At 35.6% G+C, this 25,277-nt stretch carries 24 protein-coding genes; 11 read left to right on the top strand and 13 right to left on the bottom strand.

What is annotated here, in order from left to right; genetic code table 11:
• Positions 1-133 precede the first annotated feature (133 nt).
• The 7 genes from ACIQLB_RS14675 (at position 134) to ACIQLB_RS14705 (ending at position 6,427) form a co-directional block, all read left to right on the top strand.
• On the top strand, positions 134-721 hold the full coding sequence (locus tag ACIQLB_RS14675) for an RNA polymerase sigma factor (RefSeq protein ID WP_400726992.1): 588 nt from the start codon (positions 134-136) through the stop codon (positions 719-721).
• Positions 681-1,439, top strand: coding sequence for a hypothetical protein (locus ACIQLB_RS14680; protein ID WP_400726995.1), 759 nt, complete (start codon positions 681-683; stop codon positions 1,437-1,439). The genes ACIQLB_RS14675 and ACIQLB_RS14680 overlap by 41 nt, the downstream gene beginning before the upstream one ends.
• Positions 1,433-2,314: an ABC transporter ATP-binding protein gene (locus ACIQLB_RS14685; RefSeq protein ID WP_400726998.1), complete on the top strand. Its 882-nt coding sequence runs from the start codon at positions 1,433-1,435 to the stop codon at positions 2,312-2,314. Before ACIQLB_RS14680 ends, ACIQLB_RS14685 begins: the two co-directional genes overlap by 7 nt.
• Positions 2,311-3,546: an ABC transporter permease subunit gene (locus tag ACIQLB_RS14690; protein ID WP_400727001.1), complete on the top strand. Its 1,236-nt coding sequence runs from the start codon at positions 2,311-2,313 to the stop codon at positions 3,544-3,546. Before ACIQLB_RS14685 ends, ACIQLB_RS14690 begins: the two co-directional genes overlap by 4 nt.
• A gap of 1 nt (position 3,547) precedes the next feature.
• Complete coding sequence (locus ACIQLB_RS14695; RefSeq protein WP_400727004.1) at positions 3,548-4,678, top strand: ABC transporter permease; 1,131 nt, start codon at positions 3,548-3,550, stop codon at positions 4,676-4,678.
• A gap of 470 nt (positions 4,679-5,148) precedes the next feature.
• Positions 5,149-5,511 (top strand): RNA polymerase sigma factor, encoded by a 363-nt coding sequence (locus ACIQLB_RS14700; RefSeq protein ID WP_400727111.1) that lies wholly within the window; start codon positions 5,149-5,151, stop codon positions 5,509-5,511.
• Entirely contained in the window at positions 5,498-6,427 is a 930-nt protein-coding gene (locus tag ACIQLB_RS14705) for a hypothetical protein (protein WP_400727006.1), read from the top strand. The genes ACIQLB_RS14700 and ACIQLB_RS14705 overlap by 14 nt, the downstream gene beginning before the upstream one ends.
• 429 nt (positions 6,428-6,856) lie before the next feature.
• Here ACIQLB_RS14705 and ACIQLB_RS14710 read toward each other — a convergent pair whose 3' ends face one another.
• The 10 genes from ACIQLB_RS14710 to ACIQLB_RS14755 form a co-directional block, all read right to left on the bottom strand.
• On the bottom strand, positions 6,857-7,645 hold the full coding sequence (locus ACIQLB_RS14710) for an HAD family hydrolase (RefSeq protein WP_400727009.1): 789 nt from the start codon (positions 7,643-7,645) through the stop codon (positions 6,857-6,859).
• Positions 7,646-7,808: 163 nt separating this feature from the next.
• Positions 7,809-8,057, bottom strand: a complete 249-nt coding sequence (locus tag ACIQLB_RS14715) for a DUF3006 domain-containing protein (RefSeq protein WP_400727012.1) — start codon at positions 8,055-8,057, stop codon at positions 7,809-7,811.
• Positions 8,044-9,282 (bottom strand): MBL fold metallo-hydrolase, encoded by a 1,239-nt coding sequence (locus tag ACIQLB_RS14720; RefSeq protein ID WP_400727015.1) that lies wholly within the window; start codon positions 9,280-9,282, stop codon positions 8,044-8,046. Before ACIQLB_RS14720 ends, ACIQLB_RS14715 begins: the two co-directional genes overlap by 14 nt.
• A gap of 88 nt (positions 9,283-9,370) precedes the next feature.
• Positions 9,371-10,510, bottom strand: coding sequence for a glycerate kinase (locus ACIQLB_RS14725; protein WP_400727018.1), 1,140 nt, complete (start codon positions 10,508-10,510; stop codon positions 9,371-9,373).
• Between the two features lie 205 nt (positions 10,511-10,715).
• A complete protein-coding gene (locus ACIQLB_RS14730) occupies positions 10,716-12,221 on the bottom strand; it encodes a coproporphyrinogen III oxidase (protein ID WP_400727020.1) in 1,506 nt (501 codons plus the stop codon).
• Between the two features lie 151 nt (positions 12,222-12,372).
• Entirely contained in the window at positions 12,373-13,410 is a 1,038-nt protein-coding gene (locus ACIQLB_RS14735; RefSeq protein WP_400727023.1) for an LCP family protein, read from the bottom strand.
• 184 nt (positions 13,411-13,594) lie between these two features.
• On the bottom strand, positions 13,595-14,515 hold the full coding sequence (locus ACIQLB_RS14740; protein ID WP_400727025.1) for a stalk domain-containing protein: 921 nt from the start codon (positions 14,513-14,515) through the stop codon (positions 13,595-13,597).
• Between the two features lie 381 nt (positions 14,516-14,896).
• A complete protein-coding gene (locus ACIQLB_RS14745) occupies positions 14,897-15,559 on the bottom strand; it encodes a ribonuclease H family protein (RefSeq protein ID WP_400727028.1) in 663 nt (220 codons plus the stop codon).
• A 256-nt stretch (positions 15,560-15,815) separates the two neighbouring features.
• Positions 15,816-16,160 carry a YlbF family regulator gene (locus ACIQLB_RS14750; protein WP_400727032.1) on the bottom strand — a complete coding sequence of 115 codons (345 nt, stop codon included), beginning with the start codon at positions 16,158-16,160 and terminating at the stop codon, positions 15,816-15,818.
• 17 nt (positions 16,161-16,177) lie between these two features.
• The gene (locus ACIQLB_RS14755; protein ID WP_400727035.1) at positions 16,178-17,320 is read right to left on the bottom strand and encodes a DUF445 domain-containing protein; all 1,143 of its coding nucleotides are present in this window, start codon (positions 17,318-17,320) and stop codon (positions 16,178-16,180) included.
• Between the two features lie 324 nt (positions 17,321-17,644).
• On the opposite strand from ACIQLB_RS14755, the gene ACIQLB_RS14760 reads away from it, so the two are divergent.
• The 3 genes from ACIQLB_RS14760 to ACIQLB_RS14770 all read left to right on the top strand — a co-directional run bounded on the left by ACIQLB_RS14760 (position 17,645) and on the right by ACIQLB_RS14770 (position 20,569).
• Positions 17,645-17,848 (top strand): YheE family protein, encoded by a 204-nt coding sequence (locus ACIQLB_RS14760; RefSeq protein WP_387083439.1) that lies wholly within the window; start codon positions 17,645-17,647, stop codon positions 17,846-17,848.
• Positions 17,849-18,144: 296 nt separating this feature from the next.
• The gene (locus ACIQLB_RS14765; protein ID WP_400727040.1) at positions 18,145-18,558 is read left to right on the top strand and encodes a hypothetical protein; all 414 of its coding nucleotides are present in this window, start codon (positions 18,145-18,147) and stop codon (positions 18,556-18,558) included.
• Between the two features lie 673 nt (positions 18,559-19,231).
• Complete coding sequence (locus ACIQLB_RS14770; RefSeq protein WP_400727043.1) at positions 19,232-20,569, top strand: hemolysin family protein; 1,338 nt, start codon at positions 19,232-19,234, stop codon at positions 20,567-20,569.
• Positions 20,570-21,024: 455 nt separating this feature from the next.
• Here ACIQLB_RS14770 and ACIQLB_RS14775 read toward each other — a convergent pair whose 3' ends face one another.
• Both ACIQLB_RS14775 and ACIQLB_RS14780 read right to left on the bottom strand, forming a co-directional pair.
• Positions 21,025-21,768 carry an effector binding domain-containing protein gene (locus ACIQLB_RS14775; RefSeq protein WP_400727045.1) on the bottom strand — a complete coding sequence of 248 codons (744 nt, stop codon included), beginning with the start codon at positions 21,766-21,768 and terminating at the stop codon, positions 21,025-21,027.
• A 67-nt stretch (positions 21,769-21,835) separates the two neighbouring features.
• On the bottom strand, positions 21,836-22,756 hold the full coding sequence (locus ACIQLB_RS14780; RefSeq protein ID WP_400727048.1) for a helix-turn-helix transcriptional regulator: 921 nt from the start codon (positions 22,754-22,756) through the stop codon (positions 21,836-21,838).
• Positions 22,757-23,377: 621 nt separating this feature from the next.
• Between ACIQLB_RS14780 and ACIQLB_RS14785 the strand changes: the two genes are divergently transcribed.
• Entirely contained in the window at positions 23,378-24,496 is a 1,119-nt protein-coding gene (locus tag ACIQLB_RS14785; protein ID WP_400727051.1) for a response regulator, read from the top strand.
• Positions 24,497-24,621: 125 nt separating this feature from the next.
• Here ACIQLB_RS14785 and ACIQLB_RS14790 read toward each other — a convergent pair whose 3' ends face one another.
• The gene (locus ACIQLB_RS14790) at positions 24,622-25,269 is read right to left on the bottom strand and encodes a response regulator (RefSeq protein WP_400727053.1); all 648 of its coding nucleotides are present in this window, start codon (positions 25,267-25,269) and stop codon (positions 24,622-24,624) included.
• Positions 25,270-25,277: the final 8 nt, after the last annotated feature.

Here is a 25,277-nt window from a genome sequence, read left to right on the forward strand (position 1 = left end):
TATTTACATGACCTGAGTTCAACAGCTCAGGTCATTTTTTATTCACCTCGCAAAAAAATTTTATAAAAATCAAAACTATTTAAAAGAGCTTTACGAATATATAAATGAGGCGATGAAAGTGATGTGATAATGGATGGATTTTGAAAGCCGATGGATAAGGCGTGTGCAGCAATCAGCTCATGAAGAAAGTGCTAATTTACTTGTTAAAAAATATTATAAAGAAATTTTCTCATTTGTTTATAAGCAAGTTTTGGACGAACAATTAGCTTTAGATTTGACACAGGAAATTTTCATACGCATGCTGCAGGCTATTACTAATTTTAATAAGAAGAAAGCCGCTTTTCGCACATGGCTTTATCGTATAGCTTCCAATCATTGCATCGATTATTTTCGCTCGAAATCGTATCAAGCTGGCCAGCTAACAAACTATGTAGAAGATCTTGAACTTATCGATGCAGTAGATATAGTAAATTACCTTATTAAAAAGGAAGATTTAGAGGAAGTAAATCTTTTACTTTATAAATATGAAGTACAGACCCAGCAAATTCTTCGTTACAAACTGTTTTTAGAGCTGACTTTTCAAGAGATTGCAGGGCTTTTGAATTTATCAGAATCGACGGTCAAGACAAGATATTATGTAGTGTTAAAAAAACTTAGAGAGGAAATGGAGGCTAACTTAAATGGAAAACAAAAAATGGGCAATTCCGTATCCAACAGATGAAGAGATTGAACAGCAAGTTGCTTTTATTATCAAGCAGGGGCTACCAGTAAAACAAAGCTTCATACATTTACTGCTTGACTTAAAGCGTCAAATTGGCTGGAAATATGTTTTCCTTAGCTATAGTGAGGCATTGTTTAGTGGACTTATAACGTTAATTATCTTCGGCTATATATGGCTAATAGCTGATGACATAGCAACGGAGTCTTTTATGTTGAATGGTATGTTCTTTATGCTCTCACCACTTGTTTTCCTAAGCTTAACAGCATATGCATATTATCAAAAACGGTCGAATAATACGTTTGAATTAGAAATGACGATGAAGTATACGGTCTTTCAGTTACTTGTATGCCGCATGCTTTTCTTTAGTGGAATAGCTATTTTAGTTAATATGTCATTTATCTTAATCTTATCATTTAAGGTGGAGATTGATATATTCCGACTATTACTTCTATCTTTAACAGGGTTATTTCTATTCTCAACAGGCTTACTATTATCACTTTACAATGGACAGGTCTTCAATCGAAGCATGTTATTTATCATAGCTTGGATATTAGGAAATACACTTTTACTTTTAACAGTAGGTCAACAGTATGCACGAATTTTAGACAACTTACCGATTGCAGTGTACAGTGTCTTACTTATTGGAGTACTAGCACTATACCTTTATTCATTTAAACGTTTAATGACAAAAAATCAGGAGGGAGTTTTTGAATGTTAGTCGTACAAGATGTAGGAAAAAAGTACGGGGATTTTACAGCATTGCATAATATAAATTTACAGTTTGGCAATGGTATATACGGTTTACTCGCTCCAAATGGGGCTGGTAAGACAACTCTTATCAAAATGCTCGTAACATTGATTAGTCCAACAACTGGCGTCATTTTTTATCAAGGACAGCCTATTAAAATGCTTGGTCAATCATATCGTGAGCATGTTGGCTATTTACCTCAGCATTTTGGTTATTACAAACATTCTACACCAAAGCAATATTTAAGTTATTTGGCAGCATTAAAAGGGATGGACAAGCAAACCGTAGCCAGTCGAATTGATGAAGTACTCGATATGGTAGCACTTAGTGATGTGAAGAATAAAAAAATGCGAAAATTTTCAGGTGGGATGATTCAACGGGTTGGCATTGCACAGGCACTTTTAAGTGATCCCAAAATAATAGTGCTTGATGAACCAACAGCAGGGCTTGACCCAAAGGAACGTGCTCGCTTTAGACATTTGTTGTCAGAGCTTTCGCGTAACCGAATTATTATCATTTCGACCCATATTGTATCAGACATCGAATCTATTGCGAATGAAATTATCATGATAAAAAACAACGTCATTTCTTATAAAGATTCTGTTGCTAATATTTGCGCAACACTCTCAGGAAAAGTGTTTGAAACAACAATGACGTATGAGGACTTTACCGAATTCCGTAAAAGTTATGTGACACTGGCAGAAAAGCAAGAGCAAGGAAAGATGATTGTACGCTTTGTCGCTGATGAAAAAGCAGAGTCATTCTGGAAGTCAGTTGAACCACAGCTCGAGGATGTATTTCTAGTGGAATATGCACATGAATATACAAGTGGTGGTAACACATGAATATTACTTGGCTTGAAATGAAAAAAGCATTATTTTCACCAACCATTTTAATACTACTCGTGTTGTTTTCTATTTTTAATATTTTCACGATTATTAGTAATTCCTATGTAAGAGACGAATTAAAAATAGCAAATGACATTATTAAAAAGTACGGTGAAACCTTTAATGATGAAATCTTGAGTAAGATGCAGAAAGACTTGAATGCAGATGTTAAAAAACGTAATCCACAGTTTCAAGATGCCAATATATTTATCAATTCCATGAATGATGAAAAATATCAAAATTCTACTTTAGCTGAGCAACATGAAATTGATCGAATACATTTGATGCAATTATATATTAATCTTGGAAAGGGTTTAGATGAACGTTACGCTAAGCTTAATATTGAGACACTAAAGGAAGGAACAATTGCTGATTTCGGCTTAACAAACTGGGCGGCTGACTTTGTATCGAGGGAATTCGATAAATTAAATAATCGCTTCACAGAAATGAAGGAAACTAAAGAATATAATAAGTGGTTTTTTGCAAGTGACTATCGAATGCATAGTGAATTATTTAAAGATCTTATAAAGACAATCGCTATGGAAGGTGTAATACTAGTCGTACTTCTCACAGCTCTTATTACAAATTATGAATTTGAACATCAGACACAGCTTATAACCTATGCAACGAAAAAAGGACGTCTATTGATGCGGCATAAACTAATAGCAAGCCTTTTAACGACTCTCCTTATCTTATTGCCGCTGTTCGGAATATCATTAATAACCTTTTTCACGGTATATGATTATTCTGGCGTTTGGACAGCACCTATTACCAGTGGCTTGAACTGGGAATATACGTGGCCACATATAACATGGTGGCCAATTGAGCTCTGGAAGTATTTATTATTAACAATTACTATACTTGTTATCACTTTACTTATTATCTCGCTCCTTACATTTTGCATAAGTACATTTTTAAGAAATAGTTATCTCTCTTGGATACTCTGTATATTAATTCTTGTAAGTATGTTTGTTGTACCTATGTTCTTCAGTGGTATGCCTACGTTATTGCTACTTATGCATTTTAATTTAACACTACTTTTACTCAATCCCCATATGTATTTTTCAGGTGTGTCCAATTTGATGATGTTTGAATATCACGAGGTTTGGACTTTAGTTTTATGGGGTCTCATTAGTTTACTTTGTGTAACATACGTATTCAGACGATTTAATAGAAAGGATATTGTGTAATATGCAGCTATTTTGGATGGAAATGAGGAAAATATTTTCGTGGAAGATTGTAGCGTTAATTGTATTTGTGAATGTACTTCTCTATTGGTTATTGTTTGAGTTTAATATAACCTACTTTCCCAATGGTCGTCCTGCGGGAGATACATTTGCGATTGAGCAGCAACTGATTCCAAAGTATGGGGCAGAAATAGACGAAAAAGAATATAAAGAAATAGTAGCCATGTACGAGCAGGAGAAAAAGAAGGCAGATACATTTTTAGAACATGATCCGAAAGCTGTGGCGTTAGGTATTACAACATACGAAGCATTTAGTGATCCGGAGAATGAACAGCAGTCAGAGTATTTTAATGCTATTACTTTTCACAGCGAAGAGGATTTTCCATGGGTACTGCAAGCATGGGTAAGTTTAATTGAACGTTACCAACACCATGAAATATCACTTCAAACAGAAATGGAACGCACATCTGGGGCACAGCAGCAGCGCTTTAAGCAGTTATTGAATGACAGAAAGCATACGATATACTCTAACATTGTATTAGACAATTTCCAGCGTATTGCACAAAATTTATCTATTATTATCTTATTCAGCATCTCAATTCTGCTATCTCCTATTTATCTTAGGGACAAGGTAACATCTATTATTCCATTGCAATATACATCGAAAAAAGGACGAAGAATATTTTGGATAAAATGGCTTGCAGGGCTCGTCAGTGCAGTGTTTATAACAATTGTATTAATGATTATTTATTTAACTATGTATGCAACAAATAACACTTCTTCCCATTTCGACTTACCATTGTCTTCATTTTGCTGGGACTATTACTGGTACGATATGACGTTTTTCCAATATATCATTTTATCAATCGTGGCAATCTTTATTGCAACTTTACTCTTAGGTATATTATCGATGGCAATTTCAACATTTGCTCGTAATACAATTGCATTGATTGGTATTCAGATTATTGTTATGTTCGGCATGATTGCTGGTGTCACGAATTATATGATTTCAGACATCATTTCGATTTGGCATCCGAAATGGCTATCACCAACTGGATATATTTTGCTTATCGGCCTTACAATAATACTTACATTTTATGCTTGGCGACGTGAATCACGTAAAGATATCGTATAAACCTTGCTACTTTGCTTCTGCTGAATTTTAATGCAAAATAAAAAAAACGTACTTTGCCATTTACGGCAAGTACGTTTTTTTTGGTAAAATGATACTTTTCAGAAAGTCCCTCGTCTTTAAGAGAAAGGAGGTGCACATTTTGACGATTGAAGAGCTGTTTTACTTACATAATCAAACCAATTAATCAATTATGCCTCGGCATAATTGCGTCCGGAATCGGCTTTGTGCTTAGGCCTGCGTGATGCAGGTCAGTTAGCCGTTATCGCATGGATGCGATGATTTTAGGCTAACATCCTATGTGAACTCCTTACCGATTCCGTGACATCCGCCGGAGGCTTTAACTTCTTTCAGCAGGTGTTTTGACACCTGCTGAAAGAAGTTAAATACTTATATTACTTACTCAATGATGAGAAATAGCGGAGGATTTCACACAGGAGACATTTGCCCGCTATTTAAAATATCAGCAGACAATCAAGGAAGGTGCAGAACTCGCTTGGCTTAGGAGTACTGCACGTAATCTAGCCTACGATCATTACCGCCGGAAAAGACTTATTCAATTTGTACCGTTTTTAAACAGTCATGAAGAGCTTGAGCCAACTTCACCACACCAATGGCTCATCCAGCAAGAAAATGCAAAGATGCTTTATCTTGCCATTAGTAGACTTAAGCTCCCTTATCGAGATGTCCTTATTTTACGTAAAATCGAGGGTTTATCCATTCAGGAAATTTGTGATGTACTTGGTTGGAATGAAGGCAAGGTCAAAAACACATTAAAACGTGCACTTGTTGCATTAAAAAAGCAACTTGGAGGTGAATTTGATGAAGAACAATGAGGAATCCTGGCAACATTTACGCGACCTCAAATTAACTAAGCAGCAGCAGGAAAAAATACTGCACAATATTACTACACCTACTACAATAGAAAAAACACCAATCAAAAAGTCTTGGAAAATGCCAGCAGTGTCTTTGCTATTTGTCACAGTTCTTACTATTTTAATGTTGTCCTTTATCCAAGGGCCAGCCACCTCTCCACTGACAACAGATACAAACAAAACAATTGCAACAGTCTATGTACACAATAATGAAAACAAGGAAACGTTTATCGCAAAAGCTTCATGCCTTTATGTACCTCAGCAATGCTATACAAATAAACAATTATTAACTCAGCTACAAGAACAAATCGAAAAGGCATCTTCAGTTTCAGTAACTGCTCAACAATGGGAAGCTAATGGTTACTTTACACCTCAAGACGTGTTGATTGTCTATTCTAATGGTACTCAAGAAAAATGGAAGGTACTAAATAACGATACCCTCTTTAATGTCCAAACGGAGCAGGCCATAAAACTCGACAATTCATTTGATTCACTAGAGTACTACTATGATGATAAACGTTCAATTAAGATTGTTAATGGAAATATCTTTTTATTACTTACACACTTAACACTATTGCTTGCAAAAAAAAGAATGCCTCCTATTGAACGACGTTTTGTTGCGGCTACAGTTGAACATGCAATCGCCAACGCTATTATGCTAGTTTTGTTTGCAGGTATTTTATTTGCTATCTATTTACTGATGCATTCCATACACGCTACGATTATATACGGCTTATTTACGCTCTACTCTATTATGCAAATTTATTATCGTAAAAAAGCAGGTGAGCCCCGAGGTTACCTAGTAGCAAGTGCCGTTGTTCAACTATGTATTACAATAGCTTGTTCATTGTTATACTTTGCATATTATATACACTGACCTCATTCGGAATTGGGGTATCTCAGAAGTGTTTCTGAGATACTTTTTTTTATTTTTGAGGTGTAAAAAAAGCTGTCCAATAACTTATTGAACAGCTTTGAAGTGTATAGCCTCACTTCAAAGCTATAAATATTTTGGATTTCCGTGAAGAATTCCAAGCTATGGCGACCACCTTCACGCCCTATGTGAGGCCTGTCTTGTATAGTATTTTGATCAAAGCTGTTATACTATTTTGTTTCAGCTTGTCTTCTCATACTAATGATATGGAACCGTTGATTTTTTACGGAGAATGGCGACTCCTGCGGGATGAGTTTGCGCTGAAAGCCCCACTTCGGAGTGAACAATCTTTGTCTATTGATATGCATTAATTTATATTTAATTTACAAGCAAAAATGTACTGATCCTTTGAGAATCAGTACATTTTCGGGCTTATAGCTTATTTACAAGTTCTAATAATGCCGTTAAAGAATCAACCTCATATGTTGGAGTGACAATGCCATTTGGTGCATTGTTTTCACGATTGATCCAAACGTTGCGCATACCAACACGAGATGAGCCTAAAATATCAGTATTTAAGTTATCTCCAACCATTACCGCATCATCTGCTGTAATACCTGCTTTCTCCATTACATACTCGAAAATAGAGGCATCTGGTTTCCCTTTACCAAAGTCCCCAGAGATAATAATATGGTCAAAATATGGCGCGATTTCTGGTGTAATTTCAAGCTTTAAATTTTGTAAACTTGGTGCTCCATTTGTCAGTAATACGAGTTGATACTTTCCTTTCAGCTTATCTAGCACATCAAAAGTATCTTCATATAAGAATGGAGACACTTTACGCTCTGCCACAAAGCGCTCCCCTAGCTCCGCCCCTAGCTGTGCATCATCAATGCCAAGAGCTGCTAAGCCTTTTGTCCATGCTTCTGTACGATAGCCTGGTACGATATTTTTCATTTTTTGGAAAGAATCTGTTGGATCATCGAATGTGCCCCAAAGCCCTTCGAATGGGTTAATACCGATTAACACAGTATAATCATATGTTTCATAGCCTTCGTAAAGTGCACGTGCTTCTTTACGTACAGCTTCCTCTAGCTCAGCTGGATTTACATTATGTATTGTTGCTGCATATTCACATGTTTTCTCAAATGCTGTTTTGACGGACTTTTTATCCCATAATAGCGTATCATCTAAATCAAAAATAATTGTGTTAATTGACATTGTGTCAGCTCCTAGCTTCCTATTAGTATAATTATTTTAGCATATATTCAAAATATTTAGCATAGCGTTTTAGGCATTTTCGTGCTCGAGTGGCCAGTAAAATATAGGCTCATCATCATCTTCTAGTGATGAGCCTAATCCCAGTCTCTTCTTCATTTTGAAACTATTGATTTTTCCTACGCAATCTATCCATTAAGCTTTGTATTTCGGCCTTTTTCTGCTCAGTTTCTTCTTTTAAAATTTCAATTTGATAGATGCCATCAATTTCTTCAATTAGCACGCGATCGCCAACCTGCACTGGTTTATTCATGGCAGATTGTAAAATGATTAGCTGTTCCTCTTCCTCTGGGTACTTCAAAAAAACTGCATATCCTTCTTCAATACGGTCTAAGGTGTATTTAGTCGAGCTCACTAACGAGTTCCCCTTTCGCATTACGTAATTGTGCAGCATCCCCATCATTCAACCAAATCTGTTTCTTTGTCCACTTTAAATAATTTTGACCCTCTCGTGCATTTGAGCCACTTGTGACATAAATTGTTTTCCCTGGCTGCAATGTCACATTCGGAAAGTTAAAAACTTGATACCCTTCAATTGATATTAACTGCCAATTTTTTAAGGATACTGCTTCCTTACCATTATTTTTAATGCCTACAATTTCTTCTATTAAGTCCTTACTAACAATCTCAACACTTGCACTAGTTGTTTTTGGAGCTGAGACACTTGTACTAGTTGTTTGTGGTGCCGAGGCATTTGCACTAGTCGCTTTTGGTGCTGAGACATTTGCTCCTGGCCATTCTTTTGAATTCACGTCATAGTTTACTCCATCGGTTGATACGATCACCGTCCCTACTTCTGCCGTTGAGTAAATTTTACTACCAATTGCTTGTAAACGCTCAACTACTTCAGCATGAGGATGACCATACTTATTGCCCTCCCCATAGCTTAAAATGGCCACCTCAGGATGCACTGCCTGAATGAACTCCGCCGAACTACTCGTGTTAGAGCCGTGATGACCTGCCTTTAAGACCGTTGCTTTCACATCATGCTGCATCATCTCTTTTTCTAACGCTATTCCCGCGTCAGCTGTTAATAAAAATGATACATTACCATATGCAATTTTTAAAACAATGGAAGCATCATTATTATCTTTTGCATGTTCATTGGCGTTTAACACCTTCACATTAATATCATCATCAAACGCTATACTATCTCCTGTTTTCGGAACATTATAAGGAATATTCTTCGTATCAATAAGTGTCAGCATTTCTTCAAAGGTTTGAGATGTATGTACCTTCCCTGAATCATAAAATTGTCCAATATTTATCGAATTTATCACAGGAATTAAACCACCAATATGGTCTGCATCAGGATGGGTTGCGACCACTATATCGAGCTTATTCACACCAAGCTCCTTCAAATACGAAACAACCTTTTGACCAGCTCCTTTAACGCCTCCATCAACAAGCATTGTCTTGCCATTTGGCGATTCAATAAAAATTGAATCTCCTTGTCCTACATCAATAAAATGTACGCGCATTTCATGTCCCGCAGTGACGGATACTTTCTCCGTATTTAATGTTTCCGTACAGCCTGCTAATAAAAAAATACAAAGGAGCACTACTATTAATTTTTTCATTTACTAACTTCCTTTCTATTTTTCTATTATACAAAAAAGAGAGCTCACCATGGGCTGCTCTCTATCGTTACCTGTCATTGTTCCGGCATTAATCCTTCTCCATTTGTACGTAAGACTCAAAGATCCTCTTTGTTTTCATACGAATAAAATAATAAGGTTCTTGCATTGCCTGCTGGATACTAATATTTTCATCTACTAATGATTCAACAACTGTAAAATATTCTAGTAATTTAGGTTTATCATTTTCATCTATTGTCCCTGACAATAAGACAGCGTGTACATTCGCTACTGTTGCAGCCCTCGCCACCCCTAATGGTGCCTTCCCGTGTAATGTTTGACGATCCGATTGTCCTTCACCTGTCATAACAAACTCGGCACCTTCTAAATGCTTTTTTAACTGTACTGCATTCATCACAATCTCAATACCTGCATTAAAACTGCTATTTAAAAATGCTATTAATGCGCCTCCCATTCCACCTGCAGCGCCGGCCCCTTTGTAGTCGTGCAGTCGAATGCCAATTTGCTTTTCAACAATGTCTGCAAACTGTTTTAAGCAGCTATCAAAATACGCAATTTGATGCTCTTTCACACCTTTTTGAGGTCCAAAAATAGCTGTTGCCCCACACTCTCCAATCAATGGATTATCAACATCACAGGCAATAATAAATGTTGCTTCAGCCAATCGGGGATCTAACTGACTAACATCAATTGAAGCTAAATCTAATAGTGCCGAAACTCTATCAGCAATTAATGTGCCGTCTTCTTTTTTCAATTGCAATCCAAGTGCCTTTAACATGCCAATACCAGCATCATTTGTAGCACTACCGCCAATTCCGATAATAAATTTCCTAAACCCTTCATCAAGAGCAGCCTTGATTAGCTGTCCCGTCCCATACGTCGATGCAAGCTCAGGATATTTTTCCTTCTCCTGTAACAGCATAATACCGGATGCTTGTGCCATTTCAATAACGCATGTGTCATTATCACCAAGCACTCCATATCTCGCTTCAATTTCTCTCCCCAATGGGTCCAGCACATGTTGTGAAATATATTGACCATCTGTTGAGGCAACAAGTGATTCTAGTGTACCTTCTCCACCGTCTGCAACTGGTAAAATGACTGTTTCAATTGATGGATCAGCATCCAAGATTCCTGCTTGCATTGCATTAGCCACCTCGATGGCCGACAGAGTCCCCTTATAGGAGTCTGGACTAATAACGACTTTCATGTTATACCTCCTTTCATTTAAGTTAGGTGCTTACAATTATTATAATTCAGACTAAAAATATTCCTGAGAATTTATCTGAATGTTTTTTAATTTTATCGGAACATTTTGTGGTTTTATCGGAATGTTTTCCAACTTTATCGGAACATTATCGAGATTTATCGGAATAAAAGAGGCAATCTGAACATCACGTCAGATTGCCATCTTTTTATGCCTTATATAATTCATCTAAAAACTCGATTTTTTTACCGATTGCTTCTTCAAACGTCATGATGTAGGCAGACGGATCCTTTGGATTATGGAACTGCGTAATCTTCCCTGTTTCAGGATGAACAAATTTAGAGGAGGCTCCACAGCCAATTCCTAAAATAGTCTGTACTTCTTCCATTATGACAATATTATAGATGCTTTCTTCTCCAGCTTTACTGTAGCCGACATTTTCTAAATTGCCTAAAATATTTTTTTGACGATATAAATAGTATGGTGCATAATTATTTTCCTTCGTCCATACTTGTGCCATATGCATCATTTGTGCAACAGTATCACGGTCTGCTACCTTGTACTTATCTTTATTACGTGTCATTTCCGATGCACGCTTAAATGATAATGTGTGTACCGTTAGCGATTCTGGCTGCATTTTTGCAGATTCATCTAATGAATGCTGGAACTCTTCAATCCCTTCATTCGGTAAACCAATAATTAAATCCATATTAATATTATTCATGCCTGATTCACGTGCTAACCAAAACTTATCAATTGTTTCCTGTACCGTATGATGACGACCAATTGCTTTAAGTGTTTCGTCTGTATACGATTGTGGATTAACACTTATTCGGTCAATGCCCCATTTTTTTAACACTTCTAGTTTTTCAGGCGTAATCGTATCAGGTCTGCCCGCTTCGACAGTTACTTCACGGATAGTTTCAGGATGCGGGAAGGAATCATACATCGTCTCATACAATGCATCCATTTCATGTGCCTCAATAGATGTCGGTGTACCACCACCCCAATAAATGGACGTGATTTTCATATTATTTTCCTTCAGCCATTTCCCCATTTCACGTAATTCAATATGCAACCCATCTAAAAATGTAGCAACACGCCCTTGCTTTCGATTGCTGCCAATCGCATACGCTGGGAACGTGCAATAAGCACATTTAGTCGGGCAAAAAGGAATACCGATATAAATACTTATTTCTTTACCGATTTCATCTATATCAGGAATCGTCACTAACTGACGAGCAACTATTTCTTTTAGTAACGCTACCTTTTCCTCTGACAAGCGGAAATCACGAATAAGAATATCAGCAATTTCTTCCTCGCTCTTACCCTCCTTACGGAATTTATGGTAAAGCTTAGTTGGACGCACACCCGTTAAAATTCCCCATTGCTGATGCATTCCCGTATGTTGCTCTAACACATCTAAAAATACGTGAGACAAAGCACGCTTCATACGAATATTTAGCTCACGTCCTTCAGCCTCAGATTCGTATTGAATACGATAGTCATTCGTATAACACTTACCGTCTACCTCAAGTGCAGCTTTTGTAGAAATCGAGAAATCATCCCCAACGTTATATTCGAATGAAACTGCCATATCTGTTCCTTCAGACTCTACTTTTAGCTTGGAATCCTCAAAAAATAAATTCGCAATATGATTTAATACGCGAATCCAATCCTCAGGATATTTTTGATCTATGTGAATAAATTTCATTTTCTTCGCTCTTTTCTCTCAAAAATTACAGCACCAATAGTTTAACAAATTTTCATTACGATAAGCAAAGCCGCAAGAAATAACAGAATATTCAGTTTATTGATACAAAAAATCCATTTTGAAAAATTTATCAAAATGGATTCTTATTTTTTTATCTTTCAATAACCGCGTTTGTTTTGAAATTTCCTTCTTTTACTTTAAGAATTTTTCTTAATTCCATGCTTACTTTCTCCAGGTTTTCCATATCGGGCATAAAGTAAGAAACATCGTTGATATACTGATCTTCTCCTTGTATTTCTAACGTTTTAGTAGATATGTTTTTGGAACTCAAATATTGCTTTTGGAGTGCGTAGATTTCATTAGAGTTTAAATCTGTTTCTACGTTTTTTCCTAAAATATCTGCAATTTGACCAATTTTAAATATTGTATTCGTCGATTTTGCTTGATTAATCGTTGCAGTCAAAAATTGTCTTTGTCTCTCTTCACGTGAGTATGAAGCATTAACAGCTCTTTTTCTCATTCTTACAAATGCAAGTGCCTCTTCCCCGTTTAAATGTGCTTCTCCTTTATGAAATTCTATCCTTTTTCTATCGTAAAAATTATCTTCCCAGAAATCTTCTTTTACATCTATTGTTACTCCACCTAAAGCATCGACAATATCTCTAAAGCCATCAAAGTTCACTGCAATAAAGTTATCTATCGGTATATTAAGGAACTTTTCAACTGTCTCTAATTGAAGTTTAATTGCCCCATAGTCTGTAATTGACCCATAATTATAAGCGGCATTGATTTTATGTATACCTGTATATTCCCCTGCATTTTCTATTTTAACTCTTGCATCTCGAGGTACTGTAATTAAGTTAATTTCAGATGTATCCGGATCCAACGTAATGACCATTTGAGTGTCTGCTCGACCATCCTTCGTCTTACTAGAATAATTTTCAATACCTAATAATAGAATTGAGATTGGATCTTTTGTAAATGAAACATCCTCTTCCCTAAGATCTGATTTATTTCCTTCTCTATTTAAATCGACCTTTGAACTATCATAAGCATTTTTAAATTTAACAAACGCATAAGTTCCATAACTAGTTACACTTAACAATAAAATTATAATTACTAGTAAGGTTATTTTCATAACTTTATTCTTAGGTTTCGCTTTTTTAGCGCTCCTTGATTTTCTTTCCACATTAAATCCTCTCTTCTATTTGAATTCCTGAAGTCAAGTCATTCTCTTCCTTGAATAAGACGATGATTGTCCTATCAAGTTTCCTGAAATGATTATATTTGGAAATAAAATTTGTCTTGAATTCTTCCCAAAAGCGCAAAAATCCCTATAAAGGCAAACCTACCTTTACAGGGATTTTTTAAAATTATTTTAAGTATTCCTCTACAAATTCAACTGGTACATATGTTTTATTTGCTTCTAACAAAGCAGGTGCTGCATTTAATGGGCGTAATGCTTTGTTATAACCAAACATTTTTTCTCCACGAGTAATTGTGTATGATAAATTACCTTTAGATATAATTGCACCATTACCTGTCGACTCTACTTTATAGCCCAGCTTTTCGCCAATCAAACGCAACGGAACCATTTTTGTTCCATCGACTTCATAATAATCTGTCGCGATTATTTTTGCTATTTCCGCTTCTACAGTATTTTCTGTTGTATTTTCAGACTCGTCATCAAGAACAATTACTTTCGAAGGGGTTGTTTGAGCTGGGATACTTTTTGTTGAAGCTGTATAGAAAACAACTAAGTTCTTCTCTGTTAAATCTTTAGCTGCAACTTTTTCTCCCTTCGTATTTAGAAGCTCCGTGTTTTCACCAATGCTTAATTTTAACATATCATAAGTATTTGTTAGATTTTCAAAGAAGTAATCAACTTCAACAAATCCAGCTTCTTTAGTTTCAACAATAACAACATCGGGACCAAATTGTGGTGGATAAATTAATTTTTGTGGCTTGTTCGCAAATGTATAAGCTACTATTTTATCCCCTTCTTTAAGGTCCACTTTTTTACCTGTATTATCGAAAACAAGTGTATCCTTTGTTATCTCTAAAATGTTTGTTTGATCGCCATCTTTTACTGTGAAATATGTAATTTTTTCACTAGAATTGACTTTTTCAACTGTTCCATAAGTAGTATTGAAAATGTGAACAGGGTCAATTTGAATTTGCGGTACTTGTTGTTCTGCCTCTGTCTGTTTTTCATTTGCTGAAGCGACTGGTATTGCTAAACTTCCAACTAATAATGCTGTCATTGCTGCAGGCGCAAATTTTTTCATGTTCATAAAATCTCTCCTTATTGTTAGGTTCATAGTAGTAGTAGTTTAGAAATGGTAAAAGTTTCATTAAAAACAGGAAAATTTGTGATAAAAGCCATTTACCAGTAAATATTTCTTATGATTAGCAATCACAAACGGAAAAATTATTTTATCGATAAGTTTATAATAGGACCAACACCAGAGCGTAGGGGTGATTTTCGTACCGGCTGGGCGCCTTTCTGGGGTGTCGAGGCAACAAATGTCTTTTTGCGAAGCGGTAGATCCTTGGTCATGAAATTTCACATAAGAAAAGTGCGAGAAATCAATGTTTTTAAAATTGATTTCTCGCACTTTTTTAAGTTTTGACTAGTTTTGTCCTAGCCTCTATTCTTTTGGAGCGTCTAATCCCTACTCCTTTACCATTTCCCTTAATCCTGTAATATCGATACCGTTTAATGCTTGAGTTGCAAGTCGATCGGCTTCTGAATTTTCTTTACGTGTTATAAGCTTGTACTCTGGCTGGATACTGAGCTCCTCTAGCTTTGCATCAATTTTATCTGCCCAGCTAGATAAATTCTTTTCAAGTGCTGGCCATTCCCCACTCAATTGATTAATAACGACTTGGGAATCGCCAGTGAAACAAACTGGCAAATGGTGAACGTTCAATAGCTCAAGCTCAACTAACCCCAAATAAAGCGCTGCGTATTCTGCCTCATTGTTAGATTTTAGCTCTGCCGAAAAAGAATTTTGTCTTAATCGATATGGTTTGCCATTTTGCTCATAATAAATCGCACAGCCTAGCCCCGATTGTTTTGTTGCAAGATCAAATCCACCATCGAAATAGACTGTAATATTGTGTGGCTCAGTGTCAATTTCCTTTAAATATGCCTTGAGTTCCTTTAAAGACCAACTTGTATCTTGTCGATCGATACAATGCAGTGATTTTACTCTCCCTGTTCGCTCCATGTCCTCTGCAAGTAGTAATGCTTGAGCTGCTGGCATTTCTTCTGAACGTAAAACAGTTTCCGCACCCTTTTTCGCTTTATAGGTCCATTCAATGATTACATGCATAATATAACCTCCAATAGATATTGAGCCATAAATTGAAAACGTGCTCCGGCTTGCGGAAACACGTTTTTCTTCTTACTTGTTATATGTGCAACTATTAGTATTTTTATGCCTAAGAAAGCCTTTTGATCAGATCGACGATAGCATCCGTTTTTTCAGGACTCTCGTTTGTGACGCTAGAACCTGTTGTTTTGCTGCTTGGATATTGAACTTCGCCGCTAAATCATGTTTTTCTTCCGCTTAGTTGTTTTTTTCGCTGTTAAAATTCTTCATACAATGCTTGAATAGGTTTTATTAAAATGCGGTTTACTTCTTCAATGATCTTACTTACATTCATTTCTGCCTCAAGCATTGCAGAAATTTTTGCATTTTGCTGTGCAAGCTGTGCCGCTTTTTGTGCGTATACGAGCTCATCTTCCAATATATCTTCGCCATTTAATTGCTTTTTCTGTAAGTCAATTTGAACCTTACGGAAATTTTTGAATAGATTTAATGCCTCTTCATCTTCCTTAACCACTGTCACAGCTTTATTTAACGCTTCAAATTCAGGTGTTTTACGAAAAGTTGCCTCTAACGCATTAATGTCATTGTAAATATTAATCATAAACATAATTCTCCTTTTTAAATAAAGTAAACAATTAACCCTTGCACAATCCCAATCAATCCACCAAGAACTGCACCAAGTACTGTAATCATTTTAAACTCACGCTTTGAAATACCGAGTACAAGCTCCTCTAATTTCGATACAGGGAAAGAATCAACCTGCTCACGTACTACTTCTTGTAAATTTAAGCGTTTCAACACATCTTCTAATTTATCTTCAGCTTTTACAAAAGCTTTTTCAATGGCTTGTGGGATTACTGTTTCCTTCATCCATGAATTACCTTCTGGCCAGTAATGCGAAATAGGATAATTCAAGCGCTCTTCAACTGCTAATTGTTCTTTTACGTAAGTTTGCAATTTCGATAATATTTGTTCAAAACGAATATCCTTTAAGAAATCCATTGCTGGGCGATCTTTTAATTTTTCCAATTCCTGAGTAAAAATTTTCGTTAGTAATGTTGATGTACCTGGTGTCTGTAAAAATTTCACAAGCTCACGCTGAACCTTTGCCACGAGCGACGAAGAATCTCCTAAAAACATATTAATCATTCCGCCAAGTGATCCTTTTGACGATAAGAAGTCATCAATCATCGCCTTTATTGTCAGTTCGCCCTCAGGTGATAAAAAATAATCCTCACCCTTTTCTAAAATATGATCAACCGCTACTGGTATCTTTGCATCAATTGCATTTTGAATATCTGCTGATAAAAGTGTACGAATTGATTTCGTTGATAGTGTATTCTTAACTGATTCAAATTGTCCCTCAACAATTGCTTCTACCTTCTGTTCAATTGTTGCTGGCATATTGGAAAATCCGGCTAATGATAGCCAATCCTGAATTGTTTTATCATTCGTAAAAATCGTTTCTTCTACCTTTGCTTGTACAAACTGTTCTACCTTTTCCTGAATATCCTTTGAGAAAAATTTCTTTCTAAAAGTTTCAGGTGTTAATAAATAATTCACAACCGTTAGCCCCAGTTGCTTTGCTAATTCGTCACGTCGTTTCGGAATAAGACCTGGTGTAAAAGGCACTCGCCAATTTTTAATATATATAGCATTATGTGGTCGGAAAAGCATTTTAATTGCTAGGTGATTCGTTACACCACCAATTGCAGCACCGATAATTGCCATAAATAGTAATGTTACTAGAAAATTATCCATTAGTATCCTCTCATTTCAATTGTATTCACTATTGGCGTAATTTGTCGCCTGATGCACTTATTATAGCAGAGCAATGATTTTCTACGAAAGAAATACCTCCTATTAGTTTAACTATTTTTATCCATCTTTATTAATTTTAAAATACTGATTTCCGCTACGGGCTACTCGCTTTCCCACGGGAGTCGAGTAAAAATGGATGTACATAAGTAATATCAACAAAAAATCCTTTTTCAGCTCATTACGATAGGATTGACATTTGTAGTTGCAAAATTACCACTATCCTTGAATAATATTAACTACATATATAAGAAATGGGGTTTGGTTATGATTCAGCATTTTAGCTTTAAGCCTTTATTTGAAAATTCACAGCTTCCAGGTTGGTCTATTTCGTTCTTTTATCAACGTGAACGTTATACAGCGGAGTACTTAAAAGATGGCGTTATACAATGGAAGGGATCTATCCCTCCAAACGAAGAGGAAGTTAAAAAAATGATTCATGAGCTTATGTTGTACCATGTTTACGACTGATTAATTGCACCTTGGCGTAATTGTTGTTGCTGTCGCTTCGCTTTCGCACAGATAAAACATTGTTGCTGTCGCTTCGCTTTCGCACAGATAAAACATTGTTGCTGTCGCACAGAAAATTGCTGAATGAAAATACAAGTAGTATTTTCCCGTTCTCAACTGCATAAAAACACCTATTTTTTTCTGATTCTAGCACTGCTATTATCTTAAAAGTGTTTAAGTATATTGAAATTCCCTTATTTTTCTTATACATTTATGTTATTAAGTACTAAAGGTTTTTTATGCAGGAGGCTATTTCAATGAGTAAAGTCACTCTTTCTGATGACTTAAACAGTTATAATTCAAAAGCATTAATTCGTGCTAAAGTAAAAGAAGTTTTTTCCGAATTTTCGGCTAAAATTTTTGAGTTAGCGAATGAGGCTGAAGCTATTGATAGTAAAAAATTTGAAGCTCTTTCTGGCTTTAAAAGTGATTTCTACAATGAATACTGCAGTCAATTAAAAGGATTTTTCGATTCATCTACTAGTGCCTTCGGAAAAAGATCTGTAAAAAATATGTATTTAACGTATAACGGCAAAAATTATATTTTTACACAACAAGGTATTACAGAAAAAGCACCCGTTACGATTTCACTTTACTCAGGTGAAATACCGTTAAAAGAAACGCTACACGATGTGGAAAAAGCGTGCTTGAAATTACGTTTTCAACAATAATAATTAATGCAGAAGGAGCCGTCTCATACGAATGAAATCGGCTCCTTTTTTTGTTAAAAACTATTTTGAAATTAGCAGTCGCTTTAAAAACATCTGTTGCTGACGCTTCGCTTTCACGCATAAAACATCTGTTGCTGAAGTTTCGTTTTATCACTATAAATAAGAGCGACATGGCAGAAAATATATTTTATGTAGAATGGTTGATTTGCCGAAGAGCGATACTATGACACCATCTATTTTTATTTTTCTACAAAACAAAGGAGCCACCTCATATGAATGAGACGGCTCCTTTGTTGTGCTATTAAAATAATTCATTTAAAAAAATCTGCACGTAAAGCTCTCTTGAGATTTTTGACGTGTCGTTTTATATGAGATGTAAATGCTTCTTTCTTCAAACAAACTATCTTCTTTGCTACATTTAAAGTTAGCATATCAGATTTTTATTTTCAATCTTTTGGTGTTTGAAATTATTTAATTTCTTCAATTCTTTCAGCGGATATTGTTTGGACATCCGCTGAAAGAAGTTAAAAAAATTGTTGTCAATATTTGTGTTTTGCATGTAAATATTTTATGATTAAATCATTCAACAATTTTTTTAAATCATAGGAGGTGTACACTTTGTTTACCTCCCTCATTCGGGCGGGGACAAAGGAATTATTTGGACGGAGACATATTGGAAATAACCATAAGGTTGGCGGCATTCGCCCTACTAATAATAATGACAGGATTTTTCGTTGCAACCGAATTTGCAATCGTTAAAGTAAGATCTACACGCATTGATCAATTGCTTGCGGAAGGAAATAAAAAAGCAAAAAATGCAAAACGTGTTCTTTCAGATTTAGATGAATACTTATCTGCATGTCAGTTAGGTATTACAATCACTGCCTTAGGTCTAGGTTGGCTTGGTGAGCCTACATTTAAGATTATCTTGAATCCAGTGTTTGAATTTCTAAATTTGAGTGAGAATTTTACTACTGTCCTTTCATTTATACTTGCATTCTCAATTGTAACGTTTATGCATGTAGTTATGGGAGAATTGGCGCCAAAAACATTAGCCATCCAAAAAGCAGAACTTGTCACATTAAATCTTTCTGGCCCATTAATTTTATTCCACAATGTTACTTATCCAATCATTAAGCTGTTGAATGGATCTGCACGTGGCTTAACTGGTCTTTTCGGCTTAAAAATGATGTCAGAATCAGAAGTAGCCCATACCGAAGAAGAGTTACGTATGATTTTGTCGGATAGTTTAAAAGGTGGAGAAATTAATACTTCAGAATATGAATATGTGAACAGTATTTTTGAGTTCTCTGATCGTCTTGCAAAAGAAATCATGGTCCCACGTACTGAAATCGTCGGTATTGAAAAAGAACTAACGATTAGAGAAGTTTTCGATTTAATGGGCGTTGAGCAATATACCCGTTACCCAATTATCGATGGTGACAAAGACCATATTATCGGCTTAGTCAATATGAAGCACTTATTAACTGCTTACATTAAAGACCCAGCAAATGGCGATAAGCTAGTGATTGACTATATGCAGCCAATTATTCGCGTAATGGAAACAACGCAAATTAACGATTTATTACTAAAAATACAGCGTGAACGCATTCATATGGCCATTTTAATGGATGAATACGGCGGAACATCTGGTCTAGTTACGATTGAGGATATTATTGAAGAAATTGTCGGCGACATTCAAGATGAATTCGATGAAGATGAAATTCCAGAGGTTCAGGAAATTGCAGAAGATCACTTTATTTTAGATGCGAAGATGCTAGTTGAAAGCGTTAATGATATGCTAGGTACTGACATAGAAGATGATGATATTGATACAATCGGTGGTTGGTTCATGACGAAGCGCTTTGATGCGGTCGAAGGAGACAGTATTGAAGAACAAGGTTATGAATTTATCGCAAAAGAATTAGATGGTCACCATATTTTATACTTAGAAGTTCTGAAAATACCTGAACGTGATTTATCAAATGATAACGATGAAGTAAACGACTAAAAATCAATTATGCCTCGGCATAATTGCATTGCGTCCGATTTCGGCTTTATACATGCACTATTTCAGCGGATATTTGGACAAGCAATGAAAGAAGATAAATTGCCTTATCGTATTTGCTACGTAAGTTAAACATCGCGCTTGTACGATCCGGGCGATAAAAATAGTATTTTGCTCATAACCTATAATGGCAAGAGCTTCTAATGAAAAAATGAATATATACGCAAAAACGACTCCCTTACACGAGAAGGGGGTCGTTTTATAATGCCCGAAAGTTTTGCTAGGAGGAAACAAAATGGTGTACTTTCTAAAACATCCCTCAATTAACTTTATCCCATTCTTACAGCAACAAACGACCTATCACCATATTGTCATAATGCTTCTTCTCATGCTTTTTGCTTGTTTGTGACCAAATAAGCCCCCTATCAATCATAGATAAGGGGCTTAATTTGTTTATATTATTTGATTGCAATATAAATATCGACCTGAGCTTCTTGTGGGTTGGCACATCGTTCATCGTATATTTCAAAGTCACCTGTATATGTTCGCTCTACACCTGAACTTGCGAACCACGCCCAGACATCCTGCCAAGCTTTTACGACAACTTCTACAAATGGACCTTTGTCAGAAGTAAAAACTAAATATTTTGCAGCTGGTACTGTTTTTACGACCATACCTTCAGGAATTTCATCGGTAGCTACTACTTCCACCCCAAGTGTAATTGAATACTCTCCATTAACATCCGTTTCGTAATCAGAATACAGCCCATATGTTACTTGATTTATTGCATTAACTATTTGTCCTACAACATCTTGCTGATAAAAATCCGACCATAATTGCGGGATTTTTGCTTGAGTGGTAATTTCATTCGCATTGCTCGTTCGTGCTGAAATTCCTATGATTTGAAATGATTCTTTATTCATCTCGACCGGTTCTTTTATGTCATGTTTTCTCCATCTCTTTAAGCTTGGTAAAAAAGAGGTCATCATTTGGCGTGCTTCCTCTTCCGCCATACCATCTTCTTTTAAGTGCGGTACACAAATTTCAATCATTTCTTGAACTGTTAGATTTGGCTGCTTGAACTCTCCTAATTCATAACAATATGTGCAATAATCCTGACTTTTGTGTCCTTCTTTTTCTGTAGCAAGTAATGCCTCATCCACTAATGGCATTCCACAGCTTTGACAATAACTTTGCATCATTTAATCCACCCTTCGTTCTATTTGTTATGACTATAACAAAGGAAACCTGACATCTGTATGTCATCAATTAAATTTCTTTATACAACTCAACAATTTCCTGTGCTCGTTTTAGCACAATCTCACTTATATGAGGTGGTTCTAAAACTTTTAGGCGATGACCAAAGCTAAGAAGAAAGCCATATAGCCATTCATCCTCTGGCAAAGGAATTTTAATAGTTGAACTCTCATTATCTACATGCTCAGCTCCAAATGATTCTTCTACTAATGTCGTTATTGCAGAATCGAAAGATAACGTAAGGTTTACTATATTTTGAGGGTGATGCCATTCTTTATCCCATGGGAGTTCAGATAAGTTGACTTCTTTGCGCTGGAATGTCGACTTCTCTTCTTTTATATCCTTCATTCTTGAAATTTTAAATAAGCGAAAATCTTCTCTCAATGTACAATAGCCATAAACATACCAAACTTTTCCCTTTTGTACTAAAGTGTGTGGCTCTAATAATCGTCTTGTTATACGACCATGTGTAGTAGAATACGTAAAGCTTATACAATGCTCGTGTTCAATTGACTTTTTTAATAGAGTAATTTGTTCCTTAAAAATAACATTTGGCCCCCAAGGACTAAGGTCAATAAATAGTTGATCGATAAATCGTTTTACTTTCTCATCCGCAACACCTGTTAATTTTTCAAGTACTGCTTCAGCATGTGAATCCTCGTACGTTGTTAGTGCACTTTTAATGGCAATAGAAAGTGAGGTAAGCTCTTCCTTCGTCAACACCTGTTTATCCACACGATAGCCTTCAATTAAACTAATCCCACCATTAACCCCCTGCTGGCTAATAACAGGAACCCCCGCACAGCTCAATGTTTCAATATCTCGATAAATAGTACGAACTGACACATTAAATAAATCAGCAAGCTCTTGGGCTGTCACCTTTTTACGATTTATTAAAATCATTGTCATCGTTAAAAGACGCTCTAATTTCATATTTGGACTCCTTTCCTTTAAACCTTATTTTCCCCTTTGCTAATTACGTCGTTTTACTTACTAATCCCCTATTTAATTTAAGTATTTTTTAAGTACTTTTTGAGTTTTATTTAAGTCAAATGTACTATAATAGCGCCTAACAAATTATTACATTCATTATACTTTATTTACAATATAAGAAAAAACAACTTAGATACTTATAATCTCTACTATAACTACGTTATTTTTAACAATAAACGCTTAATTATTTCAATTCTCTTAACACAACTTATAAAACTTCTATCCTCTATATAAGGACGCTGAAAACTATGAAGTAGAAAAATTTTATAGTAACTATTTGTGGAAGTCCAAGTTTCTATGTAAAAAAGTTTAGCATGGAGCACGAGCCATCATCGGGAAAAAGCTAAACAGATAAATCCTGTACGAAAAGATAGCGTATGAGGAAACCCGACAATAACTGATGGAAAACGGAATACAAAGAGCTAAATTTTGGTGTCAAATTTTTAATTTTATGTAGAATTTACTTTTTAATGCCAACCCTATATTCGAAAAGCATTTTCAAAGACAACGAACTAGAGTTTAATGGTTTTCACAATTTAATTGTAAAAAGGAGATTTTGATGTGATTCGAGCAGTTTTAATAGACAATGAACCTTTAGCTTTACACTATTTTCAAAATAAACTACAAGCATTTCAGCAAATACAGGTAATTCAAACGTTTACAAGTGTAGAAGTATTTTTAAATGAGCTGCCAATAATAGAATTTGACGTCATTTTTTTAGAGGCAAGGCTGAATGAACTAACTGGACTTGAATTAGCTGATATTATCAAAACTGATCGTCCACATGTTAGTGTTATTTTTATCACTTCATATAAAGAATTTGCTTTACAAGCCTATGAAATCGGAGGTCTTGACTACGTACTTAAACCAATTAGTCATGCTCGCTTAGAAAAAACTATTTCTCGTATCGAGCATGAATATTCCATTCAGCAAATGATTAAAAAAGCTTCGAAAACTATGTTAAACGTTCAATGCTTTAATCAATTTGCCGCATATAGCAACAACAGCTTAATTGCCTTCAAAACCGAGAAAACAAAGGAGTTATTTGTATATTTCATATTACATCCAAACATTCCTATTCATCGTGATTATTTAATTGAATTTCTATGGCCTGATTTAGATTATGTACGAGCAAAATCGAATCTACATACCGCTCTTTCTTATTTAAGAAAAACCTTAAATAATATAGGTTATGCAAACTGTATTATCTTTTCAAACAAATACTATATCTTCGAAAAACCGAACATCCATTGTGATTTATATGACTTTCAAAGATATTATGAGGATTTATCGAAGTTAGAATTCCCACCAATTTCATTGATCAATCAATGTCTCTCAATTTATAAAAATGGACTACTCATTTATGATGATTATGAGTGGGCTACTGCCTCTAAAGATAAGCTGACGAAATCATACATAGATTTATTAGAAAAAGGTTTTCAAGCAACCGTACTAACGGATATTAATAAGGCATTAAATTTTTTAAACAGTCTAGTAGAGTTTGATCCATATAATGAACAAAAAATTGAGCACTATTTACACATTTTAATAAATGCGGGGTTTCATGAACAGGCATACAAAGTATTTCTCGCTTATGAACAGAAGCTAAAAGATGACCTATCGATTTCGCCAAGCTCTACATTAATAGCTATTTCTAACAAATATTTTGTTCAAAAATAAATAAAGGTTTCAAAAAAGACGAGTTCATAGGAACTCGTCTTTTTTTAATAATCCAGTCTCATCATAACGTGAGGTTGATTTCCGTTCCGACTCCTGGGGGCGTCCGATGAGAAATCAATTAACTTTTATACACCACTACCCTCTGTCAGTCCGTGCTTCACAGCATAAAGAGCCGCCTGCGTACGATCCTGCACTTGTAGCTTCGTGAAAATATTAGAAATATGAGTTTTCACTGTTTTTTCTGTAACGAATAAAGAGGACGCAATTTCTCGATTACTTTTCCCTTTTGTAAGCTCTGCAAGCACATCCTGTTCACGAGGTGTTAGTGGGTTTAAAACATGAGGTGCATTTTTAGATTCTTGACGGTCCATTTCAAGAGTCGTTGTTGCTTCTGGATGTAATGTATTTTCGCCTCGCATAATACGGTGAATGGACAATACCAACTCATCAGGTTCAATATCTTTCAACTGATAGCCTGCAGCCCCTGCCTCCATAGCTGGCACCACATGATCACGGTCTGAAAAGCTTGTCAGCATTAAAATTTCTATTTGCGGAAACTTTGCTTTAATGCGCTTCGTTGCCTGAATCCCATCCATCTCAGGCATGACCAAGTCCATGAGTATAATATCTGGCTGTATACTTTCTGCTAAAGCTACTGCCTCTAATCCATTTTTCGCTTCTCCAACAACTTCAATATCTTTCTGTGTTTTTAAGAAAAATAATAATCCACGACGCACGACATGATGATCATCTGCAATTAAAACACGTATCATACTCTTCC

It is taken from the genome of Lysinibacillus sp. NPDC092081, from assembly GCF_044755845.1.
Lineage (GTDB): Bacteria > Bacillota > Bacilli > Bacillales_A > Planococcaceae > Lysinibacillus.